The sequence below is a fragment of the Williamsia sp. DF01-3 genome, assembly GCF_023051145.1.
Classification (GTDB): domain Bacteria; phylum Actinomycetota; class Actinomycetes; order Mycobacteriales; family Mycobacteriaceae; genus Williamsia.
In genome coordinates this window covers 1669563-1689822 of record NZ_JALKFS010000005.1, presented here as the reverse complement: position 1 = coordinate 1689822, position 20260 = coordinate 1669563, and the positions used below count along the sequence as shown (strand labels likewise).

23 protein-coding genes are annotated in these 20260 nt (G+C 64.0%); 7 read left to right on the top strand and 16 right to left on the bottom strand.

Annotated elements, in window-relative coordinates:
* Positions 1–15: 15 nt before the first annotated feature.
* The 14 genes from MVA47_RS10140 to MVA47_RS10075 form a co-directional block, all read right to left on the bottom strand.
* The gene (locus tag MVA47_RS10140; protein ID WP_023955389.1) at positions 16–378 is read right to left on the bottom strand and encodes a TraR/DksA C4-type zinc finger protein; all 363 of its coding nucleotides are present in this window, start codon (positions 376–378) and stop codon (positions 16–18) included.
* Positions 379–498: 120 nt separating this feature from the next.
* Complete coding sequence (locus MVA47_RS10135; RefSeq protein ID WP_247207758.1) at positions 499–750, bottom strand: hypothetical protein; 252 nt, start codon at positions 748–750, stop codon at positions 499–501.
* 66 nt (positions 751–816) lie between these two features.
* Entirely contained in the window at positions 817–1671 is an 855-nt protein-coding gene (locus tag MVA47_RS10130; protein ID WP_247207757.1) for an ABC transporter permease, read from the bottom strand.
* A gap of 2 nt (positions 1672–1673) precedes the next feature.
* Positions 1674–2585, bottom strand: coding sequence for an ABC transporter ATP-binding protein (locus MVA47_RS10125; protein WP_247207755.1), 912 nt, complete (start codon positions 2583–2585; stop codon positions 1674–1676).
* Positions 2582–3529: a hypothetical protein gene (locus tag MVA47_RS10120; RefSeq protein WP_247207754.1), complete on the bottom strand. Its 948-nt coding sequence runs from the start codon at positions 3527–3529 to the stop codon at positions 2582–2584. Before MVA47_RS10120 ends, MVA47_RS10125 begins: the two co-directional genes overlap by 4 nt.
* 41 nt (positions 3530–3570) lie before the next feature.
* The gene (locus MVA47_RS10115) at positions 3571–4182 is read right to left on the bottom strand and encodes a flavoprotein (protein ID WP_247207753.1); all 612 of its coding nucleotides are present in this window, start codon (positions 4180–4182) and stop codon (positions 3571–3573) included.
* Positions 4182–5207 carry an LLM class flavin-dependent oxidoreductase gene (locus MVA47_RS10110; RefSeq protein WP_247207751.1) on the bottom strand — a complete coding sequence of 342 codons (1026 nt, stop codon included), beginning with the start codon at positions 5205–5207 and terminating at the stop codon, positions 4182–4184. Before MVA47_RS10110 ends, MVA47_RS10115 begins: the two co-directional genes overlap by 1 nt.
* Positions 5204–6334: an insulinase family protein gene (locus tag MVA47_RS10105; RefSeq protein ID WP_247207749.1), complete on the bottom strand. Its 1131-nt coding sequence runs from the start codon at positions 6332–6334 to the stop codon at positions 5204–5206. Before MVA47_RS10105 ends, MVA47_RS10110 begins: the two co-directional genes overlap by 4 nt.
* Complete coding sequence (locus MVA47_RS10100; RefSeq protein ID WP_247207748.1) at positions 6331–7488, bottom strand: insulinase family protein; 1158 nt, start codon at positions 7486–7488, stop codon at positions 6331–6333. Before MVA47_RS10100 ends, MVA47_RS10105 begins: the two co-directional genes overlap by 4 nt.
* Before the next feature lie 209 nt (positions 7489–7697).
* On the bottom strand, positions 7698–7904 hold the full coding sequence (locus tag MVA47_RS10095) for a hypothetical protein (RefSeq protein WP_023955406.1): 207 nt from the start codon (positions 7902–7904) through the stop codon (positions 7698–7700).
* A gap of 79 nt (positions 7905–7983) precedes the next feature.
* Positions 7984–8187: a hypothetical protein gene (locus MVA47_RS10090; protein ID WP_133248684.1), complete on the bottom strand. Its 204-nt coding sequence runs from the start codon at positions 8185–8187 to the stop codon at positions 7984–7986.
* A gap of 97 nt (positions 8188–8284) precedes the next feature.
* Positions 8285–9295 carry a T3SS effector HopA1 family protein gene (locus MVA47_RS10085; RefSeq protein ID WP_247207747.1) on the bottom strand — a complete coding sequence of 337 codons (1011 nt, stop codon included), beginning with the start codon at positions 9293–9295 and terminating at the stop codon, positions 8285–8287.
* On the bottom strand, positions 9292–10386 hold the full coding sequence (locus tag MVA47_RS10080) for a phosphotransferase (RefSeq protein WP_247207746.1): 1095 nt from the start codon (positions 10384–10386) through the stop codon (positions 9292–9294). The genes MVA47_RS10085 and MVA47_RS10080 overlap by 4 nt, the downstream gene beginning before the upstream one ends.
* Positions 10383–11123 (bottom strand): class I SAM-dependent methyltransferase, encoded by a 741-nt coding sequence (locus tag MVA47_RS10075; protein WP_247207744.1) that lies wholly within the window; start codon positions 11121–11123, stop codon positions 10383–10385. The genes MVA47_RS10080 and MVA47_RS10075 overlap by 4 nt, the downstream gene beginning before the upstream one ends.
* Before the next feature lie 496 nt (positions 11124–11619).
* On the opposite strand from MVA47_RS10075, the gene MVA47_RS10070 reads away from it, so the two are divergent.
* Positions 11620–12813: an alpha/beta fold hydrolase gene (locus MVA47_RS10070; protein WP_247207743.1), complete on the top strand. Its 1194-nt coding sequence runs from the start codon at positions 11620–11622 to the stop codon at positions 12811–12813.
* Between the two features lie 126 nt (positions 12814–12939).
* On the opposite strand, the gene MVA47_RS10065 is transcribed toward MVA47_RS10070, so the two are convergent.
* Entirely contained in the window at positions 12940–14442 is a 1503-nt protein-coding gene (locus tag MVA47_RS10065) for an MDR family MFS transporter (protein ID WP_247207742.1), read from the bottom strand.
* 103 nt (positions 14443–14545) lie between these two features.
* Here MVA47_RS10065 and MVA47_RS10060 point away from each other — a divergent pair, with 103 nt between their 5' ends.
* The 3 genes from MVA47_RS10060 (at position 14546) to MVA47_RS10050 (ending at position 16634) form a co-directional block, all read left to right on the top strand.
* On the top strand, positions 14546–15163 hold the full coding sequence (locus tag MVA47_RS10060) for a TetR family transcriptional regulator (RefSeq protein ID WP_247207741.1): 618 nt from the start codon (positions 14546–14548) through the stop codon (positions 15161–15163).
* A gap of 82 nt (positions 15164–15245) precedes the next feature.
* Complete coding sequence (locus tag MVA47_RS10055) at positions 15246–15794, top strand: molybdenum cofactor biosysynthesis protein (protein WP_247207739.1); 549 nt, start codon at positions 15246–15248, stop codon at positions 15792–15794.
* Positions 15795–15854: 60 nt separating this feature from the next.
* A complete protein-coding gene (locus MVA47_RS10050; protein WP_247207737.1) occupies positions 15855–16634 on the top strand; it encodes an alpha/beta fold hydrolase in 780 nt (259 codons plus the stop codon).
* Between the two features lie 24 nt (positions 16635–16658).
* Here the strand turns inward: MVA47_RS10050 and MVA47_RS10045 are convergent, their stop codons facing one another.
* Positions 16659–17438 (bottom strand): SDR family oxidoreductase, encoded by a 780-nt coding sequence (locus MVA47_RS10045; protein ID WP_247207735.1) that lies wholly within the window; start codon positions 17436–17438, stop codon positions 16659–16661.
* 126 nt (positions 17439–17564) lie between these two features.
* Between MVA47_RS10045 and MVA47_RS10040 the strand changes: the two genes are divergently transcribed.
* From MVA47_RS10040 to MVA47_RS10030, 3 genes are all read left to right on the top strand, one after another.
* Positions 17565–18437: an LLM class F420-dependent oxidoreductase gene (locus tag MVA47_RS10040; RefSeq protein WP_247207733.1), complete on the top strand. Its 873-nt coding sequence runs from the start codon at positions 17565–17567 to the stop codon at positions 18435–18437.
* Between the two features lie 200 nt (positions 18438–18637).
* The gene (locus MVA47_RS10035; protein ID WP_247207731.1) at positions 18638–18838 is read left to right on the top strand and encodes a hypothetical protein; all 201 of its coding nucleotides are present in this window, start codon (positions 18638–18640) and stop codon (positions 18836–18838) included.
* 53 nt (positions 18839–18891) lie between these two features.
* Positions 18892–20202, top strand: coding sequence for an HNH endonuclease signature motif containing protein (locus MVA47_RS10030; RefSeq protein ID WP_247207729.1), 1311 nt, complete (start codon positions 18892–18894; stop codon positions 20200–20202).
* Positions 20203–20260 lie beyond the last annotated feature (58 nt).

Here is a 20260-nt window from a genome sequence, read left to right as displayed (position 1 = left end):
CGCGACGGCCCTGATTCACCATTGCCTCGATTGGGATCGCGAAGCGCAGGTGATGCACAGACGGGCGGCGGGGAGGGCTTCGAGCCGGGCTTCGCCGATCTCGTTCCCGCACTGTTCGCAGATGCCATAGGTTCCCAGTCCGAGCCGCGCCATCGCGGCATCGATCTCCGTCAGCCGTGCCTTCGAGCGGGCCACCTGCGCAACCAGTTGTCCGCGTTCGAATGCGAGGGTGGAACCTTCCGGATCATGTTCGTCGTCGGAACTCGCATCGGCGCCGGCCTCCACCACCGACCGCAGCCGCGCCGACATGGTCTCGATCAGCGCCAGCGTCGCCGCGCGTTCGTCGACCAGGGCCTTGCGATCGAGGTCGTGATTCATGCTGCGATGGTACGGATCTCCACTGACATCGGGTGCATATTGCCCGTTCGCGACGAGCACCCACACAAACGTCCGGCCCCGCACCGTCGGTACAGGGCCGGACGTTTCGCCGAGCGAACTCTACTTCTTGAGCAACGACGCCAGGTGGGTCGCCGACTTGAGACCCAGACGTGGCTCCGCCCTGCGGATTTCAGCGATCGCCTCGACCTGCTTGTCCGCCGGGATCCCAGCGGCGTTCAGCACACCCTGCGCCCATGTGGTGGCGCGGGCGATCGCTTGTGGGTCCTCGGTGCTTTGATGTTCGCCGAAGATCGCGACAATCTCTTCTCGGGGGTTGCGATGGTCACCGACGATCAAGTCCTTGAACGACATCGTGTTTCTCCTTTCGGTTCCCCGACATGCGATTTGCACGCCAGAACTACAACGGGTGCTCGGAGTTCAGTAGCCCCGCGCGGCACGACGCTGCGCGAGGGCTTCCAGGCGAGCACCTGACTGGCGGCGGGTCATCACCCGCAACGCCCGCGGCGCCAGGACAAGCCCCAGCACCGCCCACGCCACGGGTACCCCGATCGCCAGCACCACCTGTCCGACACCGTCGAACGTGGTGCCGGGGACCAGCGTCACCCGTGACAACAATCCCAGCCAGTAGACCGGGAAGAACTTGATGGGAACCGTCAGCCAATCCGGGAGGTCCCCGATGGAGAAGAAGATGCCCGACACCGACATCAGGGCATACGCCACCAACGAGATCGGGAAGATCGCCAGCGGCGACTTCACCAGGCTTCCGGCGACGGCACCGATGGGCACGGTCGCGAACAACGTCAACGCCGCGACACCGGCCAACGCGACCCATCCCGCGACCGTCCCGGGCAGGATCGGGGCGACGAAAATGTGGGCTGGGATGAGGATCAGCAACGCGGTCACCACACCGGTCACCAACAGACTCAACGTCTTTCCGATCAGATGCCCTGCGAGCCCGTAGGGCAGCGTCCGGACCCTGAGCATGGTTCCGTCGTCCTGTTCGGAGACGAGCTCCCCGCAGATCCCGACGAATCCACCGACGAACAGCGACGCGGCCGCGATCCCGGCGAGCATCCCGACGGCGCCTTGCCCACCCAGGACATCGCTGACGTCCACGTTCGTGAAGATCAGGACCAAGGCGATCGGAACGATCAGGTGACCCAGTGCGCTCGGCCGGGTGAAGCGGATGACCAGTTCCACCTTGGCCTGCAACGCCCCGAACTTCACCACACCGAGACTGCCGGCGCCCGCTCGCGAAGCGATTGTTGTCATGGTCAGACCTCCTCGGCTGTGTTGTTCTCGCGCACGATCGACAGGTACACCTGCTCGAGGGTGCCGCGCTGAACCTCTAGATTCCAGGCCCGCTCGGGGCCCGTGACCAGTTCGCGCACCAGCGAATCGGAGTCCGCGACCACACGACGCCGTGGACCCTGCTCTGACATCCACGACACGGTGCTGGTCGAGGCCAGCGTGGCGCGTAGTTCGGTCGGACTCCCGTCGGCCACCACCCGACCGTGATTCAGGATGATGATGCGCTCGCACATCTCTTCGGCTTCGTACAGATTGTGTGTGGCCCAGATGATCGTCGTGGAGTGCGCCAGGCTTCGGACCAGTTCGTAGAACGACTGCCGGATCTCCGGATCGAAACCTGTTGTCGGCTCGTCGAGAAAGAGCAGTTCCGGTCGGCTGATCAGTGCGGCGGCGACGTCGACCCGACGGCGTTGACCTCCCGAGAGGGATCGGATCTGCTGATTCGCGCGGTCGCCCAGTTCGACTGCTTCGAGCAACTCGTCCACCGGCCAGAGATTCGCCACACCCGCTGCCCGATGGGCCGCACTGATGTACCGCAGGAAGTCACCGATCTTCCACGTCCCGTGATCCCGCCACGCCTGCAGCACCACGCCGAGGCGCGACCGCCACTGCTCGGGCGCATCGTCGGGGCGGTGGCCCAGCACGGATACGTTGCCCCCGGACGGCTTTCGCAGACCCTCGAGGATCTCGATCAGAGTGCTCTTCCCAGCACCGTTGGGGCCCAGTACGGCGACTTTTTGGCCGGAAGGGATCTCGAACCCCACGTCTTTCAGCACATCGGTTGTGCCATAACGCATGGTGAGTCCGTCTACGCGAACGCTCGTCGATCCGGTTCGACTCGAATCGAGGACGTTCATGGACGTCTGACTTCTCATGATCGTGTCCCATCGTCGGGTTCGGTGTTGTCGTGCATGTGTTGTCGTCGGGTCAACCACGTCACAAACGGGGCAAGGCCCGCAAGGTGGTCCGTGCGGCCGGTGGTCCGCACGAAGTCGAACATGTGGAGTGCGATGCGAGCAGCCACCACATCGTCGAGGCGTCGTCGATCGACCTCTCGACCGGATTCAGCCGAGTAGCCGTCGAGCAGGGCCTGCGATGCTCGTCCGAACGGCGCCGAGTGCGCGGCACCGAGAGACCTACCCGAGTTCGCGGCGGTGTATTCGAACTCCGTCAGTTCACCGATCATCCAACCCAGATCGAGTTCAGAAGGCCCACTGCACATCTCCGGCCCGATCGCGACCTGTACGGTCTTGTGATCGTCGTCGGTGAACACCGACCCCAGGCTGAAACCGCCGTGGCAGGTCAGGTGCGGCCCGTCGGTGATCGTCCGGGCGATCGACCGGAGCGCGCCCAGCGTCTGCTCTGGTAGCGCTGTGTGCACTGCCGACACGTCCGCCTGCGCATCGGTGGCCAACAGGTAGGAACGCAGTCGTCGCACGTGGGGACTCACGAGATCTCCGGGCGGATGCGGACCGGCGCCGTGCAGGCGAGCTATGAGTCGCCCGAGGTCGGCCATGCTCTGCAATCCGTTGTCGGTCAGGAACGCCGGGCTCACCACAGGCCACAGCTGGTTGGCGAGTTGGTCGCCGACAGTCAGGTCGAACCGGAACTCGCTGTCATCCACCCATACCCCGCAAACGAACGCGGCGCGTCCGACAGACGGGGGCACGGCTTGGTCCCATTGTTGTTCGGTCCCACACTGTTGCCGAAAGCGGCGGGTCAGTGTAAACGACGAGCCGGTGTGCAAGAGCCGCTGGTACCAGGCCGCGGTGTCGAACTCCCAGACCGTGGTGGCAGTGTTCAATTCAGCAGTGTTCAAGTCAGCAGTGTTCAATTCGGCACTGTCCATCCCTGTGCCGTTCATTCCGAGCCCTCCAGCTGGGACTGATCGGCCAGTGCGGACGACAACGCCTGCGCTGCAATTGGAAACAGCACCGGCGGCAAGCCCTCCAGATCCGGATCGCTCACGCTGAAGCCCTTCATCGGCGCCAGCAACTCGACGTTGGGACGATCCTCCAGGGCTCGGCGATGCCGATGCCATATCGGTGTCTGGGTGAAACCCGGTGGCGCCGAGGCGGCCACCACCACCGGGGAGGTACTGCCCTGAATGGCCAGCATCGCCGGCGAATCACAGAGTCCGGCAGAGAGTCTGGACACGAAGTTCATGGTGGCCGGGTGAACGAGATACCCCTGCGCCCACTGTGTGAGATCCACGTGAATCGGCCGGTGCTCGTTGTCCTGCCAGCTGTCGATCACCGGTTCGTACCCAAACCCTCGGATGGTGCCCAGCCCGACGAACTGCAGGGCGGCGGGGGTGAGAACCACCCGGACCTGCGTGGACGGGGATGTCGAGCGCAACCATCCCAACCACGAGTGCAGGAAGGCCGAGCCGAGCGCTCCCGTAGCCATCACCACGATCCGGCGTTCGGCGAGACCGTCGATCCGGTACGACTGTGGGTCCGCGCCGTCCATCAGGCAACCACCCCGGTGGATCGGGCAGACATCCGCGGGATCGCGTACTCGGGGATCGTCAGGCGCGCAGATGATTTGGCGTGGAGCGCAGCCAGGATCTCCTCGAGATCCTCGACCGCCTGGCCGGCGCCATGGAGTTTGGCGACACCGAAGACGTTCAGGACAACCTCGTGCACGCCACTCCGGTGCAGGTCGGCGACCGACTCGACGAGTTCGTCAGCAGACCCGTACAAGTAGGTCCCGGACGAGACCAGTTCACCGGCGCCCGCCCACGGATCGGATTGATCGACGGCCACACCACCCTGTCGGAGCATGTCGGTGTAGTGCGGCGCGCTCAGGTGAGCTCCGACCGCGGCATGTGCGAGCTTCTGCGGATCTCGCCCCGGACGGCGGATGGCCATGTGGACAACAGCGGCGACTCGAGGCGCGGGTCGGTCGTGTTGTGCTGCGCTCTGCCGCATCTCGGGGATCAGGACATTCTCCAGGTACCCGGCTGGAGTGAGCCAGGTGATCGCCCATTCCGCGGCCCGCCCGGCACACCGGGCCATACTCGGACGAAGAACTCCTAACCCGGTTTCGACCGAGCCGAACATCTTGTCGACCCGCTCCGGGCCGTCAGCCGGACCCGTCTGCAGAGGTCCGGGAATGATCTCTTTCACCTGATCCAAGAACTTTTGCGCCGAACTGACCGGCGCCTTCATCGGCGCGCCATAGAGGCTCTGCTGCAACTGCGCACTTCCCGGACCGATCCCGGCCACGTAGGTCTGGCCGGTCAGCCGCCCCACCGATTGGGATTGGACAGCAAATCCGTGAGGCTGAAAAAGGGGATAAAGCGCCACAGCACTGCCGAATTGGAGCGGATATCCCCGGCCGGCCAGCGCAGCCATCGTGAGATGGGAATCGACGGTCGATGAGTGCCCGAACCACAGACGATGACCGCCTCTGCGGGCCGCCTCCGCGTACGGCACCACCGGACCGATGGCAACAGGCATCTCCGGATACATGATTCCGATGTTCGAGTTCACAATTCAACCCACTTTCCATTGGAGCGGTCAGGTGAGAGCACCACAGCACCGAACCCATCTGGCGCGTAGAGAGTTTCGACCGTACGCGTGAGTGTGTCGGCGTCGGCGCGAGCGACCAGATCCTCTGGCGACCCGGTGGTGTCCAGCGCCGAATCCAGAGAACCTTCGTATAACGCCGCCCGTTCGTCCACCGCCGACTGCAAGGAATCACGGTCGACGATCGTGCGACCGATCAGATAGCGCGCCGAGTCCACCATGCTGTGCCGCGTGAGCTTTCGATGCGCGAACTGGTCGAGAGCGGTCCGGATGGCGTCGTCGCAGGCATTTTCATCGCCCGGCGTGGTCTGTACATCGACGACCAGCAGATGCCGTCCGTCGCGCTGCAACAACGTGGACTGAGGGCTGTAGCTCAAACCGCGCTGTCGCCGAACACAATCGACGAGGTGTGAGCCGTACACGCCCCCGAATGCCACATTCACCAGGCTCCGCGCGAGTCTCTCGCCGGGGTCTGTCGGTGGGTCGATGAACCGATACCACCGCACCCACGATGACCTGACCGGGACCTGGGCCCAACGCCGTGTGGGCACGTCCGGCCGCCGAGGTGTTCGGCGCCCGGATTCCCGCTTCGGCTTCACGCCGTTCGCCACCGCGGTGTTGGCCGCGTCGCAGATTCGGTCACGGGCCGAGCGGAGCGCGGATTCGCAGTCGCCGCCCCCGACAACCACTTCGAAGGACAGCGTGGTCAGGATGGACGTCAATTCACCTTCGGTGGGGTCGGTCTCGTCGTGGGCGTCGAAGGTCAGGGCGGTGATCAGTTCGGCCGGCGAGGTCGGCGGAGACGCTGGTGCGATCATGTTGTCGTCAAACGTATTTCGCCACGTTTGGAGTCTGGACACCAGCTCATCGACAGCGCGGGGATCCGTTCGCCACGTCGCGGTGACAAAGATTCCTTCGGAGCCGGCGTGGGCGCGACCCGAAACGATACCGGCCCGGTGAAGTCCCTCGGTGAGGGTGCGGGCCAGACGCGACCGCGCACCCCATCCCACCGCCGGTGTTGTCACGAGCGAGATGTACATCAGGTCGGTGTTGCCCCGCACCAGTACGTCCTCGGTCAGCAGGCCCGTCACGATCGACCCACCCCTATCGGCGCCGCCGAACTCACCGTCCCGGCCGCACACTCGCGCGCATGCCCGAGGTACTGATCGATCTCTTCAGGTGTTGTGTGTGCGACGGCGCAGCGGCGTGCCCACGTCTGTATGCCGAATGCGCTGTCTCGAGCCAGCATCGCGGCGTGGGTTGCCGTACTCGACAGTTCCTTGTCGATGTTGTCCAGCGCGCGCTGCTGTGCGTGCACAAAAAGCTCGGAGCGTAGATCCGAGGGCGTATCGGTCCACTGCGGAACCGCGAGGTCGGCGCCGTGAGGCCGACTTCCGATGAGAACACGGTGGTCCGGTCCCATCGTTGCGCCGAACAGCCCTGCTTGCCAGTGTGTTCCGGGCGAAACCGCGTTGGCCCATTCGACCGCGATCATGGAGTGCGCTTGTGCCGATTCCGGGGCGGCCCCGTGTGCGTCGGGTACGTATCGAATCGACGAGTACATGGGAATCTGGGTCGCAACAGAACTCTGCCGATGGTGCGGACCATCGATCAGGTCACCGAAAGCCGCGGTGTAGGCGTCCGACGCGGCTGTTTCCGGTTCACCCTCTTCACAACCGAGGAGATCCAGCATGAGGTCGGGACTCCACGGCCCGGCAACACCCACGGCCACCGGTGCTGGCGAGTACGTGCGACCCAGGAAGTTCTCGATTACCTCCGGCGTGGCCGCTTCGATGTCGGCGAGATCCGAGAATCCGTTGTGGCGCAGTCCGAAGTCCGTCGACAACACGCCCAGTGCGTCGATCCAGGGAAATCCCGCCGTCGGCGAGGTCGACATACGGCGTGCCACCTCCTGCCGGATGATCCGGCCCTCGCATTCGATGTCGACTGACGTGATGCGCGGTGGTGCAACCCGTGCGATCGCCCGGTCGATCCAGTTCGGGATCTCGGCTTCGGCGGGCGCCGGGATGACAAAGCTGTATTCGGTATGAAACGGGTAGGTCTGCGCGTTCGAGATGCCGCCGACACGGACTATCTGGTCTTCGACTGTCTCGCCCAGGTGATCTCGAGCGTGCTGATGCATCAGATGCTCACTCAGATGGGCGAAGCCGGCCTCTCCGGGTCGCTCGTGGGCGGTCCCCACCGGGATCACCACACTCAGTCCCATCGTGTGCGCGGACTGCACCCGGCTCGCAGTGATGTGACACCGACCCCGACGCCGGCAGGTCATCGTGAACACGCCATGCCTCGGCATGGTCTGAACTCCACTGCTGTTCAACGCTTCTGCCCGTCCCTTCGTGATGTTCGACTGGACTGTGTTCGTCGCCGCCCGATCACCCGGCGCCGCCACGGAGACGGCACAGCGCGTCTCCGTGGCAGGCCTGGAGTGCTACGTCAGCAACCTGCGCCGACGGTGATGCTGGTGCTGGTGACAACACCGGCGCTGGCACCGACCGAGAACGCCGCGCATTCGGGGCTGGAGGCCGACACGAACGCCGAGACCGGGCTGATGCCGGGTGCCGATTCCGCGTTGACGTGAGCGAGCTCTTCGCTGCGGACGTAGTTGGCGTATCCGGAGATGAGTGACTGGGAGTTGGTCATGATGCTCCTTCGAGAGTGGATGGTCTGGTCTTTGATTCTCGGATCGAGAGGGTCAGGCGTGTCGAGCGTGGTGGAGCGGTCAGCAACCCCAGGTGATGGTTGCTCCGACACCGCCGGAGCTGATGACGCTCACTGCGGTTCCACACGCGGTCGACGACGTGCCGATGAAGCTCAGAATGCCGGGCGTCGCGGACGGAGCTGCTTCACTCATCTCGGTCAATTCCGGTGCTGCCGCGTAGCTGCGGTATCCAGCCACCAGGGACTTCGTAACTGCCTCTGACATGATGTCCTTCCTTTCGTTCGTTCGGTCATTTCCTGATGTCGAGGAGCAGATGCCCCTCGCCTGGCCGTGTGGCCAAGTCTTCGGGTTGCCGACTCTTCTAGTGCGCCGGCGAGTCGAGGTTGCGGTACACCGCGGCAGGGTCGATGTTGGCCGTGATGAGCTGCCGTCGAACGGCTTTGGCGAGATCGGGTGCGGCCGTCAGCCCCTCGGTCACGATCGCTTTGGCAATGGTGTTGCTGCGGTGTTCTCCGAAGCTCGTCCCACCGCGTGGGGTCGAGATGTCGGCAGGCTCCCACGCCATCGATACGCCGTTGGTCACCTGATGGCAGAACAGTGAGCCCGGGGCGTGTGGCCGGTCGCTGCGGAGATGGTCCGCGATCTCGTCGACCGCGTGCCAGCTCTCGGACGGCAGGTACACCACCATCCCGTCGTTGCGCGGGAACCCCGAGCGCCGCGACACGATCTTGACACGCAACGGCAGGCGTCGATCTTCGATCCATCTGGTGAACGATCCCCACACCTCGACGGCTTCTTCGGCGTCCCCGAGGTGGCGGTACAGGCGGAGCAGACGGGACGTGTGCCCGGCACCCGCCGTGGACGTGTAGAACATGAACCCCAACGACAGTCGACTCTCCACCGAGGGCACCGCGGCCACAACGGTGTGCTCGCCCTCTGAGAGAATGGTGTTCGATTCGAAGAAGACCCGAACACCGTTGATCGACAACACAACTCCGGAGTCGCCGGGAGCGCGTTCGACGAGGGTCATCGTGGAAGCTCGATGTTTGACCGGCGTCGCCTCGTACAACCGCGACTCGAGTTCGGGATCCTCGAGAAGCGCAGGGATGAACTCGCTGTCACCTGCGCCTGCGGACATGCCCGCATGCAGGTTGCGGTAGAGGTGCCCGCCGAGATCGCGCTGCAGCTCGGCCGGGGACTCGGCACTGAGTTCGGTTCCGTCGAAAGTCACTTCGCAAGAACCGGATTCAGCAACCCTCAATGCACTTGTCCGCGCGATCAACCACCGAACCGCCTGATCGAGTTCGACGTGTGAGGTGCCGCCGGCCGGTTCTTCATGTCGTAGTTGTTCATGTCGTTGCACTGTGGTCACGCCGCGACCCTCCCCTCGGTCATGCCGAGCGCCTCGGCGTAGTCGCCGCCGCCGAGAATGGCCTCGCGGCCGATGCCTGCCAGCGCGCGATCGAGTGCAGACAACCGACCGAAGTACGTTCCGGCCGCAAGCGCCCGATCGAACAGTTGCCAGCCGAAGTACTGAACACTTCGCGCAACGAACTCGGGGTCGGCCGCGTCGGCCCGGACCGCGCGGTATGCGTCCCATACCGCACGGGCACCCGGCGTCGCCTCGGCCAGTGCAGTCGTACCCCGCTCGATGATCTCGGTGTCGGTGACCGATTCTTCGTCGCCGCCTGCAAACGAGGCCAGGCTCTTTCGCATCCGATGGTAGAACACCTCGCCCATCAGAGCGCCGACGTCGCGGGCGCCGTCCTGGAGCCGGAAATCCTCCCAGTCGAGGATCCAGTTGGTCTCGCCGGCCAGCAGGATCTGGTCCCCGCGCAGATCTCCGTGGATGGGCACCTTCGGCGTCGATGTGGTCGCGAGCTGGTCGAGCGCTGCCCGTAAACCTGAATCGGACTGGATTATTCGCCACATGTCGAGCTGGCCCATGGTGGACCCGTAGTACATCTGGGTGGAGATGGCGTTCGGTCCGTGTGGCGGGAAGAACGGTGTGGTGTGGTCGGTCACCGAGGCATCGCGCACCGGCAGGCAATGCAGTCCCGCGACGCATCGGCCGACACGTTCGAGGGTTGCGAAGTCGATGTCGTCGTCTCGAAGCAGTTGACCCGCACTGACCGCGTCGTCGATGAACTCGTACACCACCGTGTGACTATCGTTGTCGCGAGCGAGAAGTGCGGGCGTCGCAGTGTGAGCGGGCGCGTCGGACACATCGATCGCATCGTGGAAGGACACACTTCGGGTGTACCGGTCCACCGCGCCCAGTCCGGTCATGCGTTTGATGAACACGGTGCGCGAGCCCTCGAAGGTGATCTGGCCGCTGATGTTGCGGCCGAGCAGGGGTTTGACCTCAGTGATCTCATCGACATCTCGGCCCAACTGCGGGATCACGTGCGCGATCGAGGAGAGGAGTTGCTTCTCTTGCCGCCGGAACACGGGTTTTGTCATGACGGCACGTCTTTGCGGTACAGCGACAGGCAGCGTGGGCTGTCGGGGCCGAAAGGTGTACTGCCCCAATCAGCCCAGCGCTCGGCCAATGTCAGACCCGCGTTGCGGGCAACGGCGTCCATCTCGTAGGGGAACAGGTATCTGAGGACGTGCGTGTAATTGAACTGTTCGCCATCTCGGAAGACGAGGTTCTGGGCGATGAGCAACTGCCGGCTCGGCTCGGCCACGTACTGCTCCAGCTGGGTGGTGGAGGCGTCGAGCTGGCGCATCTGCACGTCCGGTTGGCGAAGACCATGGTAGTGGTTGGGATTGAAGGTCTCCACCAAGAAGAACCCGTCGTCAGTGAGATTGGCTGCGGCATTGGCGAATACCGCGACCTGCTCGTCCAGGGTCTTCGCGACGAACAGGGTGTTTATCATGAGCAGGACGGCATCGAATGTTCCTTCGACCCTCTCGGTGATGAAGTCTTGCTCCACCACCTCGACCCTCCCATCAACGTCTTTCTCCTTCAACTTCGCCAGCATTTCGCTGGAGACATCGAGGCCGGTCACCTCAAACCCGTTTTCTACCAATGGCATTGCGATCCGGCCCGTCCCCACTCCGAACTCGAGAACTCGATTGCCCTTGGCCCGCGACCTGACGAACTCACAGAATGTTGCGGTGTCATTGAAAAAGTCCGGATAGAGCAGATCGTAGATCTGTGCGATCCGGGCGGGGTAGAGATCTTCTCCAGACATGCGAAAAACCCTCTCTCACACCGATTGTTGGCGGCTGCACTCTGCGGTGACTCGTGACGGAAGTGCCGGTTCAACCTAGGCCTTGCTTCGTTCTCGCCGCGATCCACGTTATTGATGAACTACCCGGGCTTCAACGTCGATAACGCCCACACGGGCCTATTAAGGAGTTGTTCACATTGCATCCACGAGGGCTTTACCGCGAGCGGCGGCAACCGGACCGGCGTCTCACATATTCCTTATGACTTCGGGTAAGTGCGAAGTATTCTTTACAATTGAGAGAGGCTGGTTCATCCCGAATTGACTTACCGAATCACTTTCTTGCTAATTCAAATTGCTGGGCTGATCGGCGTCCGAATCCCAGCTCCACAGGCGCCTGCTGCGCGCGTGGCCGCGGCTCGACGACATCAAAAACCGCGGGCCCGACACGGGCCGCAGCCGGACCGACGACTCGTCGCTCGGGCCGAACGTCGGCCGTGGCCACGTAGACTGGTTGCAAATGATTAATGTCGAGCGTCACTCCATTAATCCAGTCACCGACTGGAGCGATGCCCGACGCGTGGCTCGCCTTCGATCGACCCGGCTCGGCAGCAATTGGCGACGGTTCGGCCGTCTGCGGCGCGGGGCTCTGCGTGTAGGGCTCTTGCTCGTTGCGCTGTCGATTCTGTGCGCCCACTACTACGCGCTGGATGTGCAGCCCGAGCGCGAACGTCTGGCGTTGACCCATCCCCGCCTCCATCACGTCCACGATGCTCGGGATCCACTCGACAGCGGTACAGCAGTGGTCGACCTGGTCGGACTGGGCAATGTCGACGCCAGTGACACGGCGCGGTCCCTCCCGGCATTCACGGCCATCGGCCAGGTGTGGGCGGTGCAGTACGACAATGCAGGTCTGGACACGGCCGTCATCAGCCGGCTGGTCACTCAGCATTCCCGTCGGGCGGGCGTCAGCAAGATCGTTGTCGCCGGCCACAGCATGGGCGGCATCATCGCCTTGGAAGTCGCCAAGCACCTCTACGAGGACGGGGACCTCGAAGTCCGGGCCGTGATACTCGACTGCACGCCGATCGACCTGCACGCCGTGCGCGCTGAGAGCCGAGACGCAGGCGAGGACATGCTGCGCTGGATGGGGTGGGTTCCGGGTGCCCGGGAGAGCCGCGCTCTGCGCCTGGTGGTGGAGACCGTCGCGCGTAGAGATCGATACCTCTTCCGCCCGTCCGACGGGCATCCGCTGATGGATACCGGAGAGCTCACCGGCGTGGTGAAAGAAGTGCTTCGCAAGAAATTGCTGTCCGACGACACGGCCAGCAACGGGTTGATCGAATCCCAATTCAAGGCAATAGTTGCCTCGGGTGCACAGAATGACCTGCAGACCCTCACCACCGAGTCGGGCGACCGCACTCCCCCGGCGATCATCTTCATGCGTCCGGCATTCGGCGCAGACGACCCGGTGGTCGACGTCGACTACAGCCAGCAGGTGTTGCTCGACGACATCGCCGGCACCGACGCCCGGCTTCTCGTGGTGCGGATGGCCGGGACCGGACACGCGAATCCCAAGCAGCAGCCGGGGATCTACAACGCTGCCATCGACACCAAGGTGGCACCGTTCCTCGACCGGATGGACAAGCGTACGGACACATCGGTGATGATCACGCCGGACATAGACGTCGCGGGGGCAGTCAGCTCGCCGTGAGGCAGCGCCCCTCTGACACAAGAAGACCATCGACGCAGAAGAACCTCCGACTCCTGCTTCATCCTCCGGTTGCAACCGGAGGATGAGACAGATGTCGGAGGTTCTTTGCGGGTGGTGCCAGAGGATCTACTCGGCGACAGCATGCTCCGGTTCGACGTCGGCTTCGGATGCCGCCGGTCGTTTCGCCGATCGCACCATCGTCGCCGCGAGGACCAGGACCACCGACATGATCCCACCGACGAGGAACGCGAGGTGGATACCGTCGGCGTTCGCGACGACCGCATTGCTGCCGTCGTCGAACGACGACTCCGTTCCCCGCGTCATCAATGTGATGAACAAGGCGGTACCCGCGGCTCCGGCGACCTGTTGCACTGTGCTCACGGTTGCGCTGCCGTGCGAGTACAGCTCCGGCGGAAGCGATCCCAGCGCCGATGTCATCAACGGGGTGAGCCCGAAAGCGATTCCCGCGCTCAGGATCACATGCGCGATGATGACGGTGTACAGCTCGGATTCGGAGTCGAGGGTGGCCAGCAGCCACGTGCCCGCACTCATCGCGATCGCGCCGGGGAGCACCAGTGGCCGGGCACCCCATTTGTCGTAGAGACCACCCACCAGAGGTCCGAGCAGACCCATCACCAGACCACCGGGCAGCAACACCAAACCGGTTGTCAGTACGTCTTTGTCGAGCACGTTCTGCAGGTACAGCGGCAACAGGATGAGGGCGCCGAACAACGTCAACATGAATCCGCCCATCAGGCCCACGGCCAGACGGAACGACCCGACCGCAAAGGTGCGCAGATCGAGAAGCGCGCGGCCCTTCTGGACGAGCTTGAGCTGGCGGGCGACGAACAGTGCCAGCGACACCACGCCGATGGTCAGCGGCAGCCACGGTGGCACCGGTGCGTGCCCGGACGCAGACTCGCCGATGCTGCTCAGCCCGTAGACGATTCCACCGAATCCGAGGGCGGACAACGGAACAGAGATCACGTCGAGGTGCGCGGCCCGCGGCTCGGTGACATTGCGGACGAAGATCCCGCCCATGATGGTGACCACCACGGCGATCGGCAGGACGATCCAGAACATCGCTCGCCAACTCAGCGACTGGAGGATCAAACCGGACACGGTGGGTCCGATCGCCGGTGCCACCGAGATCACGATGGTCACCAAGCCCATCACCCGCCCACGGGAGTGCTCGGGTACGACGGTCAGGATGGTGGTCATCAGTAGCGGGATCATGAGCGCGGTGCCCGAGGCCTGGATGACGCGAGCGACCATCAACAGCTCGAAACCGGGCGCCAACGCAGCGACCAGCGTTCCCACGGTGAACGCGGCCATCGCCGCTATGTAGACGGACCTGAGCGCGAAGCGCTGCAGGATGAACCCGGTGGTCGGGATCAGGATCGCCATGGTCAGCAAGAAGCCGCTGGTCAACCACTGCGCCGTGGGCGCACTGATGTCCAGATCCACCATCAGGGTCGGTAGTGCAACGCTGAGGATCGTCTCGTTCAGGATCACCACGAAAGTCGCCACGAGCAGGAGGCTGATCAAAAGCACGCTGCCCGCGGGACTTCCGCCATTCTTCCGTGGCGCCTCAGCGCCCACGGTCACGTTTTCGGTCACAGGTTTCATCCCCCACTAGTCCTTCACAACTCGTGCAGCATATACCAACTGTCAGTGACTGCCACATTGGCAGAGGGTGACGAAAAACCATTTGACAGCTAAGCTCCGCACCATGACAGCCCAGCCGCTCGCCGCGCCCGATCTGCGCACGCGACGTCGCACCGAGACTCGCTTGCAGATTCAGCAGGCCGCGCTGGACCTGTTCGAGCAGCAGGGCTTCGAGGTGACCACCGTCGACGAGATCGCGGCCTCTGCGGGCGTGTCCTCGCGGACCTTCTTCCGCTATTTCGCCACCAAAGAGGACTCGGTCCTGTTCGACATGTACGGCTTCGACGAGGCCTTGCGAGCCTGCGTCGCAGGCGCCGAACCCGGACGATTTGAACTCGCGGACGTCGAGCGGGCCCTCGAGGGCGTCATCGCGAGCATTCGCGAAGAGCAGGGTGAACTGGCAACCACGATCCTGCGAATTCAGAAACTGGTGTCGGCCAATCCGTCGTTGAGCAAAGCGGCCATGGGCCGGTGCGCGGACTCATCGCATCACCTACTCACACTGATCGACGACGACGGTACGCCCGGGCGGCGCTCCCACATCCGGATGATCCTCGAGATCGCACAGTTGGCCCTGCAATGTGCCTTCGACGAGTGGGTCAACTCGTGCGCCCCGAGCCTGCCGGACGCCGACTTGCTGACCATCTATCGCCAGGTGTGCGCACGGGTTCGCCAGCTCTGAGGGTCCTCGGATCGCACCCCCGGTTGCACTCCGGACACGGCCTCGCCTGACCTACCCCTTCGCGATATGCCACGGTGATCACATGCTCTACGAATACCGCTTCGACGTGGTGTCGTTTCTCGTCTCCCCCGCCCACGCGTACTTCGGTCGAGCGAAAGACGGACCTGCGGCGCACGTTGCCACCCAGACACCCGATTCCGTCGAGATCGTGGCAGACAAGGGTATTCGCGGTGACCGCTTCTTCGGCGTCCGTGCCCATACCGAAGCAGCGGTGACCTTTCTGGCGCTCGAAGCGTGGGAGGCCGCGGCTGGTGGTGTCGACCCCGCCGTGGCCCGGCGCAACGTGATGGTGCGCGGACTCGAGCTCGATCCGCTGCGCGCTGAGGAGTTCGAGATCGACTCCGGTGACGGCCCGGTTCGGTTCCGTGGCGGCCGGCCCGCACATCCGTGCAGCTGGATGGATTCGATGGCCGGCGACGGCACCAGAAAAGCGCTCATCGGCCGGGGTGGGTTGCGTGCGCAGCCACTGACCTCCGGGATCCTCACAACTGGCCCCGCGATCATTCGATGCAACACGGAACTGGATCCTTCCCGGGCCGCAGATCAGGTGCGCCGGGCGCAACCGACCTGAGTGCGCGGCCATCCGGACGGTGCCGCCCGAACACCGCCGGAGACGTGCCAGACTTCGCGCATGACCGAGAGCAAACCCGACCTGGTCCTACTCCACGGCGTGACGATGTCCGGATCGGCGTGGTCCGACGTGATCCCACTGTTGTCGCAGGCTCACCGAGTACATGCGCCCACCGCACTCGGTCATCGAGGCGGCGCGCCGGCACCGGACCGCCGACCTGTCACCCTCGGCGACATGGTCGACGATGCCGAGCGCATCCTCGACGATCTCGGTCTCGACCGACCACATCTGGCAGGCAACTCGATGGGTGGCTGGATGTCCATCGAATTGGCACGCCGCGGTCGCGCTGCAAGCGTTTGTGCGTTGTCTCCGGCAGGTATGTGGTCGATCGGGAGCGCAAGCCAGGATCACGCGGTTGCGCGTCTACGTCGCGAGGTCGCTCTGACAAGGGTCAGCAGGCCGATCGCCCCACTGGCACTGAAACTCGCAGCCGTGCGGCGAATTGCCATGCGCGACATCGCCTGGCGCGCGGATCGACTGACACCTGCCGCGGCTCTCACTGCGGCAGATGACCTTCTGGGGTGCGCGGTGACCGTCGATCTCCTCGGTACCCGCGAGCACCTCGAACCGCTCGACCCCCTGCCGTGCCCGATCACTGTCGCATGGGGGCAGCACGACCGGATCTTCCCTGTCGACGTCAACGGCGCCATCGCGCGAGATCGCATTCCGCAGGCCGCGTTCACGGTGCTGACCGGCGTCGGTCATGTTCCGATGATCGACGACCCGGCTCTCGTGGCCGACACCATCATCGGCACCATCGGTGCGGCCCGTTCGAACTGAAGGATCCGGCCCCGCATCAGCGCGCTACAGCGTTGTCGCCATCCCGCCGTCCACCGGAATCACTGTGCCGGTGAGATAGGAGCCCGCACGGCTCGCCAGGTAGATGACAGCGCCGACCATGTCGTCCGGACGGCCGATCCGACCCAACGGCGACGCAGCCTCGATCTCGGCGCGAAGGTCTTTGAGGATGGGCGCCATCATCCGCGACTCGAATGGTCCTGGCGCTATGGCGTTGACGGTCACGTGACGCTCGCTGAGATCGCGGGCCAGGTGGCGCGTGAGCTGGTGTACGGCGGCCTTGCTCGCCGAGTAGGAGTAGGAAGCTGTGCGCGGCACGCGGATTCCGTCGATGCTGCCGATCATGACCACCCGCGAAGGATCGTCTGCGGTGGCCGTTCGCTCCAGCATCGGGAGCAGGGCCTGCGTCAGGACAAACGGCGCCCGAACATTCAGATCCAGGACGCGGGACCACGCCGAGTCCGGGAATTCATCCAGCGGAGCACCCCACGTGGCGCCGGCGTTGTTGACCAGGATGTCCAGACCGTCCACCCGGTCGGCAACCTTCTCGGCCAGTTCGCGACAGCCTTCTGTTGTCGAGAGATCGGCCTGGATCGCCATCAAGCCGTCGGCCTCGGCCGCTTCGAGCGCCGGCTGCTTTCGTCCTGCGATGACAACGCGTGCGCCGTGATCGTGCAGTCCGTGGGCGATCATCGCCCCTATACCGCTGGTACCGCCGGTGACCAGCGCAGTCTTGCCTGCGACGTCAAATAGGTTGCGGCTCATGCCCTGAGTCACTTCAGTCATATCTTCAGGTTCTATCATCCGGGCGGGGCTTCACGTGCCGCTTCGAGCGCCCCGGTGTCAGCAACGGCTAAGGGTAGGACTACCAGTCCCTGACTAGGTCCCACGATCGCGGATACCGTGGCGACCATGGAACTCGGATTGCATATCGCGGACTTCACCTACCCTGCCGGACCGTCCGGACTGGCCGACGATCTGGTCACCATCGCGCAGACAGCTGAGGCGCAGGGATTCGCCAAGCTCAGCGTGATGGACCACCTCTGGCAGATCGGCCCCGTCGGCCCTGTCGACACCGACATGCTCGAGGCCTACACGGCGCTCGGCTACCTGGCCGCCGTGACCGAGAAGGTCGACCTCCTCGCCTGGGTGACGGCCACCGTCTATCGCGAGCCCGGACTGCTCGCCAAAGCAGTCACGACTCTTGATGTGCTGTCCAAGGGTCGGGCCTATCTGGGCATCGGCGCGGCCTGGAACGAAGAAGAATGCGTGGGCCTGGGTCTGCCGTTCCCGAGCACGGCCGAGCGGTTCGAGCGCCTCGAAGAGACCTTGCAGATCTGCCTCCAGATGTGGAGCGATGACAACGGGGCCTACGACGGCAAGCACTACCGTCTTGGAAGCACACTCAATGTGCCACAAGCGTTGCGCCGGCCCCACCCGCCGATCCTGATCGGCGGCAGCGGAGAGAAGAAGACCCTGCGGATGGTCGCTCAGTATGCGCAGGCGTGCAACCTGTTCGGCGGACCCGATGTGGAACACAAGCTGAATGTCCTTCGCTCGCACTGTGAGTCACTCGGCACCGACTATGACGCGATCGAGAAAACCGTCATGTTCCCTCTCGACCCGGGGACAGGTGGCGCGAACGTCGACGAGCTGCTCGGGCAACTCAAACCGCTGGCAGATCTGGGTGTCACCCACGTTCACGGCTGGGTTCCGGGGGTTGCCGAAATCACGCCGCTGGAGATCCTCGGTGACCGCGTCATTCCCGTGATCGCGGACTGGTAGAGGTAGGGCGACGGCCCGATCCGGGTCGTGGGCGGACGAAAGCTCAACGCAGACAGAGGCTTTTCTCGACCACCCGAGGTGACCCCACCCGCCGATTTGCGGACTTCCCCGCCTGCACGTTGTTCGAATGTATGTTCGACAACACCCAGTTCTGTTGGTAGACTTGAGGCAAGGGGTTCGAGGGCTGGGGGGGCTTGTCGATGACTGATTCGGTGACGGTGGATCCACCGTCAATGCCTGTGTTGGTGGGGTTGTATCGCGATCTCGATGCGCTGTTGCAGCGGATTGCTGGCGCGTCATCGGCTGATGTTGATGATGTGCAGGTTGCTGAGTTGGTGCGGGTGAACGAGAGAGTGGTTCGGGCACTGACCTTCCAGGCCTTCGGCGGTTGCAGGAGGTGAACGACCGCGGCTTGTTCCGTAAGGCTGGTCATTCGACGTTGCACCGGTTTGTGATGAATGAACTGCGGGTCTCTCGTGGCGATGCCTCCTCGCGGTTGAAAGCACTTGATGCTGCCGGTGAGTTGTTGTCGATGCAGGGCGAGGCACTGCCCGCGAAATGCCCGGCCGCGGCCGAAGCGTTGGCCGACGGTGCGATTGGGTTGGCGCACATGGATGTGATGCTCAAAGTGCGTGACAAAATCCCGCACAAGTCAGCGCCGGAAGTGTATGACGTGGTCGATGCCTGGATGACCGACAACGCCCGCACCCTGGGGCCCACCGAACTCGAAGTATGCGGGCGGGAAGTATTGGCCCGGGTCGACCCGGACGGATCGCTCACTGACGACACCGACCGCCAACGCAACCGCGGCCTATCGGACGGTGCGCAGGGGTTGGACATGACAGCCAAGCTGTCCGGAAACCTTGACCCGGCGACGTTGGCGCTGTTTCGGACGGTGATGGATGTTTGGGCAGCACCGGGAATGAACAACCCTGACGACCCGAACTCACCGACCGGTGCCGTCGACGACCCAAGCATGGATCCAGCGATCATCGAAGCCGCGGCCGGGCGTGACACCCGTTCGCGTGCCCAACGTCAACATGATGCGTTCAAAGCGATCCTGAAGACCATCCTCGAGTACAAGCTGTTGGGTACTTCCCATCGTGGCCTGCCGGTGCAGGTGATCGTCACGATGACCAAGCAGCAGCTTGATGAGGCTGCGGGTATCGCGCATACCGCGTCGGGGGTGGATGTACCGGTGAAGGATGCGCTGGAGTTGGCGGTGCGGTCGGAGTGGTCGTTGGCGGTGTTCGCCGACCATTCCGCGGACGTTCTCTACTTCGCTCGGGCTAAACGCACTGCCCAGCAAGGTCAGCGGATGGCGTTGTTCGCCAAAGACCGAGGGTGCACCAGCCCAGGCTGCCGTAACCCCATCTCCTGGACCGAAATCCACCACACCACCGCCTGGGCCGACGGCGGACACACCGACATCGACGAGCTCGCACCCGCGTGTCCGCCTCACCACAAGATGATCGGACCCGGCGACGACCAATGGCAAACGGAGATGGTCACCGACGGCCCCGACGCCGGCCGCGTCGCGTGGATCCCACCGAAATACATCGATCCCGACCAACAACCCCGGATCAACCGGGCCCACCACACCGACCACACCATCGAGGCGGCATGGCAGCGAATCATCACCGAACGCCAAGCGGCACTCAACGAACGCGAAGAACGCATGCAGCTCCAGCAACACAACACGGCCGAGTTGATTGCGGACGCAAACGACACCGCCGACGACCCGGTAGAACAGGTCGAAGAATAGCGGCCACCAGAACCCCCACTTTCCTGTGATCTCGGGCGCTTTGCGCTGGATCTGAACA

Excerpts from the sequence above, each read along its gene's own strand:
- MVA47_RS10055 (WP_247207739.1), top strand. The coding sequence starts at position 15,246 with ATGCTCTACGAATACCGCTTCGACGTGGTGTCGTTTCTCGTCTCCCCC.
- MVA47_RS10090 (WP_133248684.1), bottom strand. The coding sequence starts at position 8,187 with ATGTCAGAGGCAGTTACGAAGTCCCTGGTGGCTGGATACCGCAGCTAC.
- MVA47_RS10050 (WP_247207737.1), top strand. The coding sequence starts at position 15,855 with ATGACCGAGAGCAAACCCGACCTGGTCCTACTCCACGGCGTGACGATG.
- MVA47_RS10065 (WP_247207742.1), bottom strand. The coding sequence starts at position 14,442 with ATGAAACCTGTGACCGAAAACGTGACCGTGGGCGCTGAGGCGCCACGG.
- MVA47_RS10075 (WP_247207744.1), bottom strand. The coding sequence starts at position 11,123 with ATGTCTGGAGAAGATCTCTACCCCGCCCGGATCGCACAGATCTACGAT.
- MVA47_RS10130 (WP_247207757.1), bottom strand. The coding sequence starts at position 1,671 with ATGACAACAATCGCTTCGCGAGCGGGCGCCGGCAGTCTCGGTGTGGTG.
- MVA47_RS10045 (WP_247207735.1), bottom strand. The coding sequence starts at position 17,438 with ATGACTGAAGTGACTCAGGGCATGAGCCGCAACCTATTTGACGTCGCA.
- MVA47_RS10140 (WP_023955389.1), bottom strand. The coding sequence starts at position 378 with ATGAATCACGACCTCGATCGCAAGGCCCTGGTCGACGAACGCGCGGCG.
- MVA47_RS10040 (WP_247207733.1), top strand. The coding sequence starts at position 17,565 with ATGGAACTCGGATTGCATATCGCGGACTTCACCTACCCTGCCGGACCG.
- MVA47_RS10135 (WP_247207758.1), bottom strand. The coding sequence starts at position 750 with ATGTCGTTCAAGGACTTGATCGTCGGTGACCATCGCAACCCCCGAGAA.
- MVA47_RS10095 (WP_023955406.1), bottom strand. The coding sequence starts at position 7,904 with ATGACCAACTCCCAGTCACTCATCTCCGGATACGCCAACTACGTCCGC.
- MVA47_RS10115 (WP_247207753.1), bottom strand. The coding sequence starts at position 4,182 with ATGGACGGCGCGGACCCACAGTCGTACCGGATCGACGGTCTCGCCGAA.
- MVA47_RS10060 (WP_247207741.1), top strand. The coding sequence starts at position 14,546 with ATGACAGCCCAGCCGCTCGCCGCGCCCGATCTGCGCACGCGACGTCGC.
- MVA47_RS10080 (WP_247207746.1), bottom strand. The coding sequence starts at position 10,386 with ATGACAAAACCCGTGTTCCGGCGGCAAGAGAAGCAACTCCTCTCCTCG.
- MVA47_RS10030 (WP_247207729.1), top strand. The coding sequence starts at position 18,892 with ATGAATGAACTGCGGGTCTCTCGTGGCGATGCCTCCTCGCGGTTGAAA.
- MVA47_RS10035 (WP_247207731.1), top strand. The coding sequence starts at position 18,638 with ATGACTGATTCGGTGACGGTGGATCCACCGTCAATGCCTGTGTTGGTG.
- MVA47_RS10125 (WP_247207755.1), bottom strand. The coding sequence starts at position 2,585 with ATGAGAAGTCAGACGTCCATGAACGTCCTCGATTCGAGTCGAACCGGA.
- MVA47_RS10070 (WP_247207743.1), top strand. The coding sequence starts at position 11,620 with ATGATTAATGTCGAGCGTCACTCCATTAATCCAGTCACCGACTGGAGC.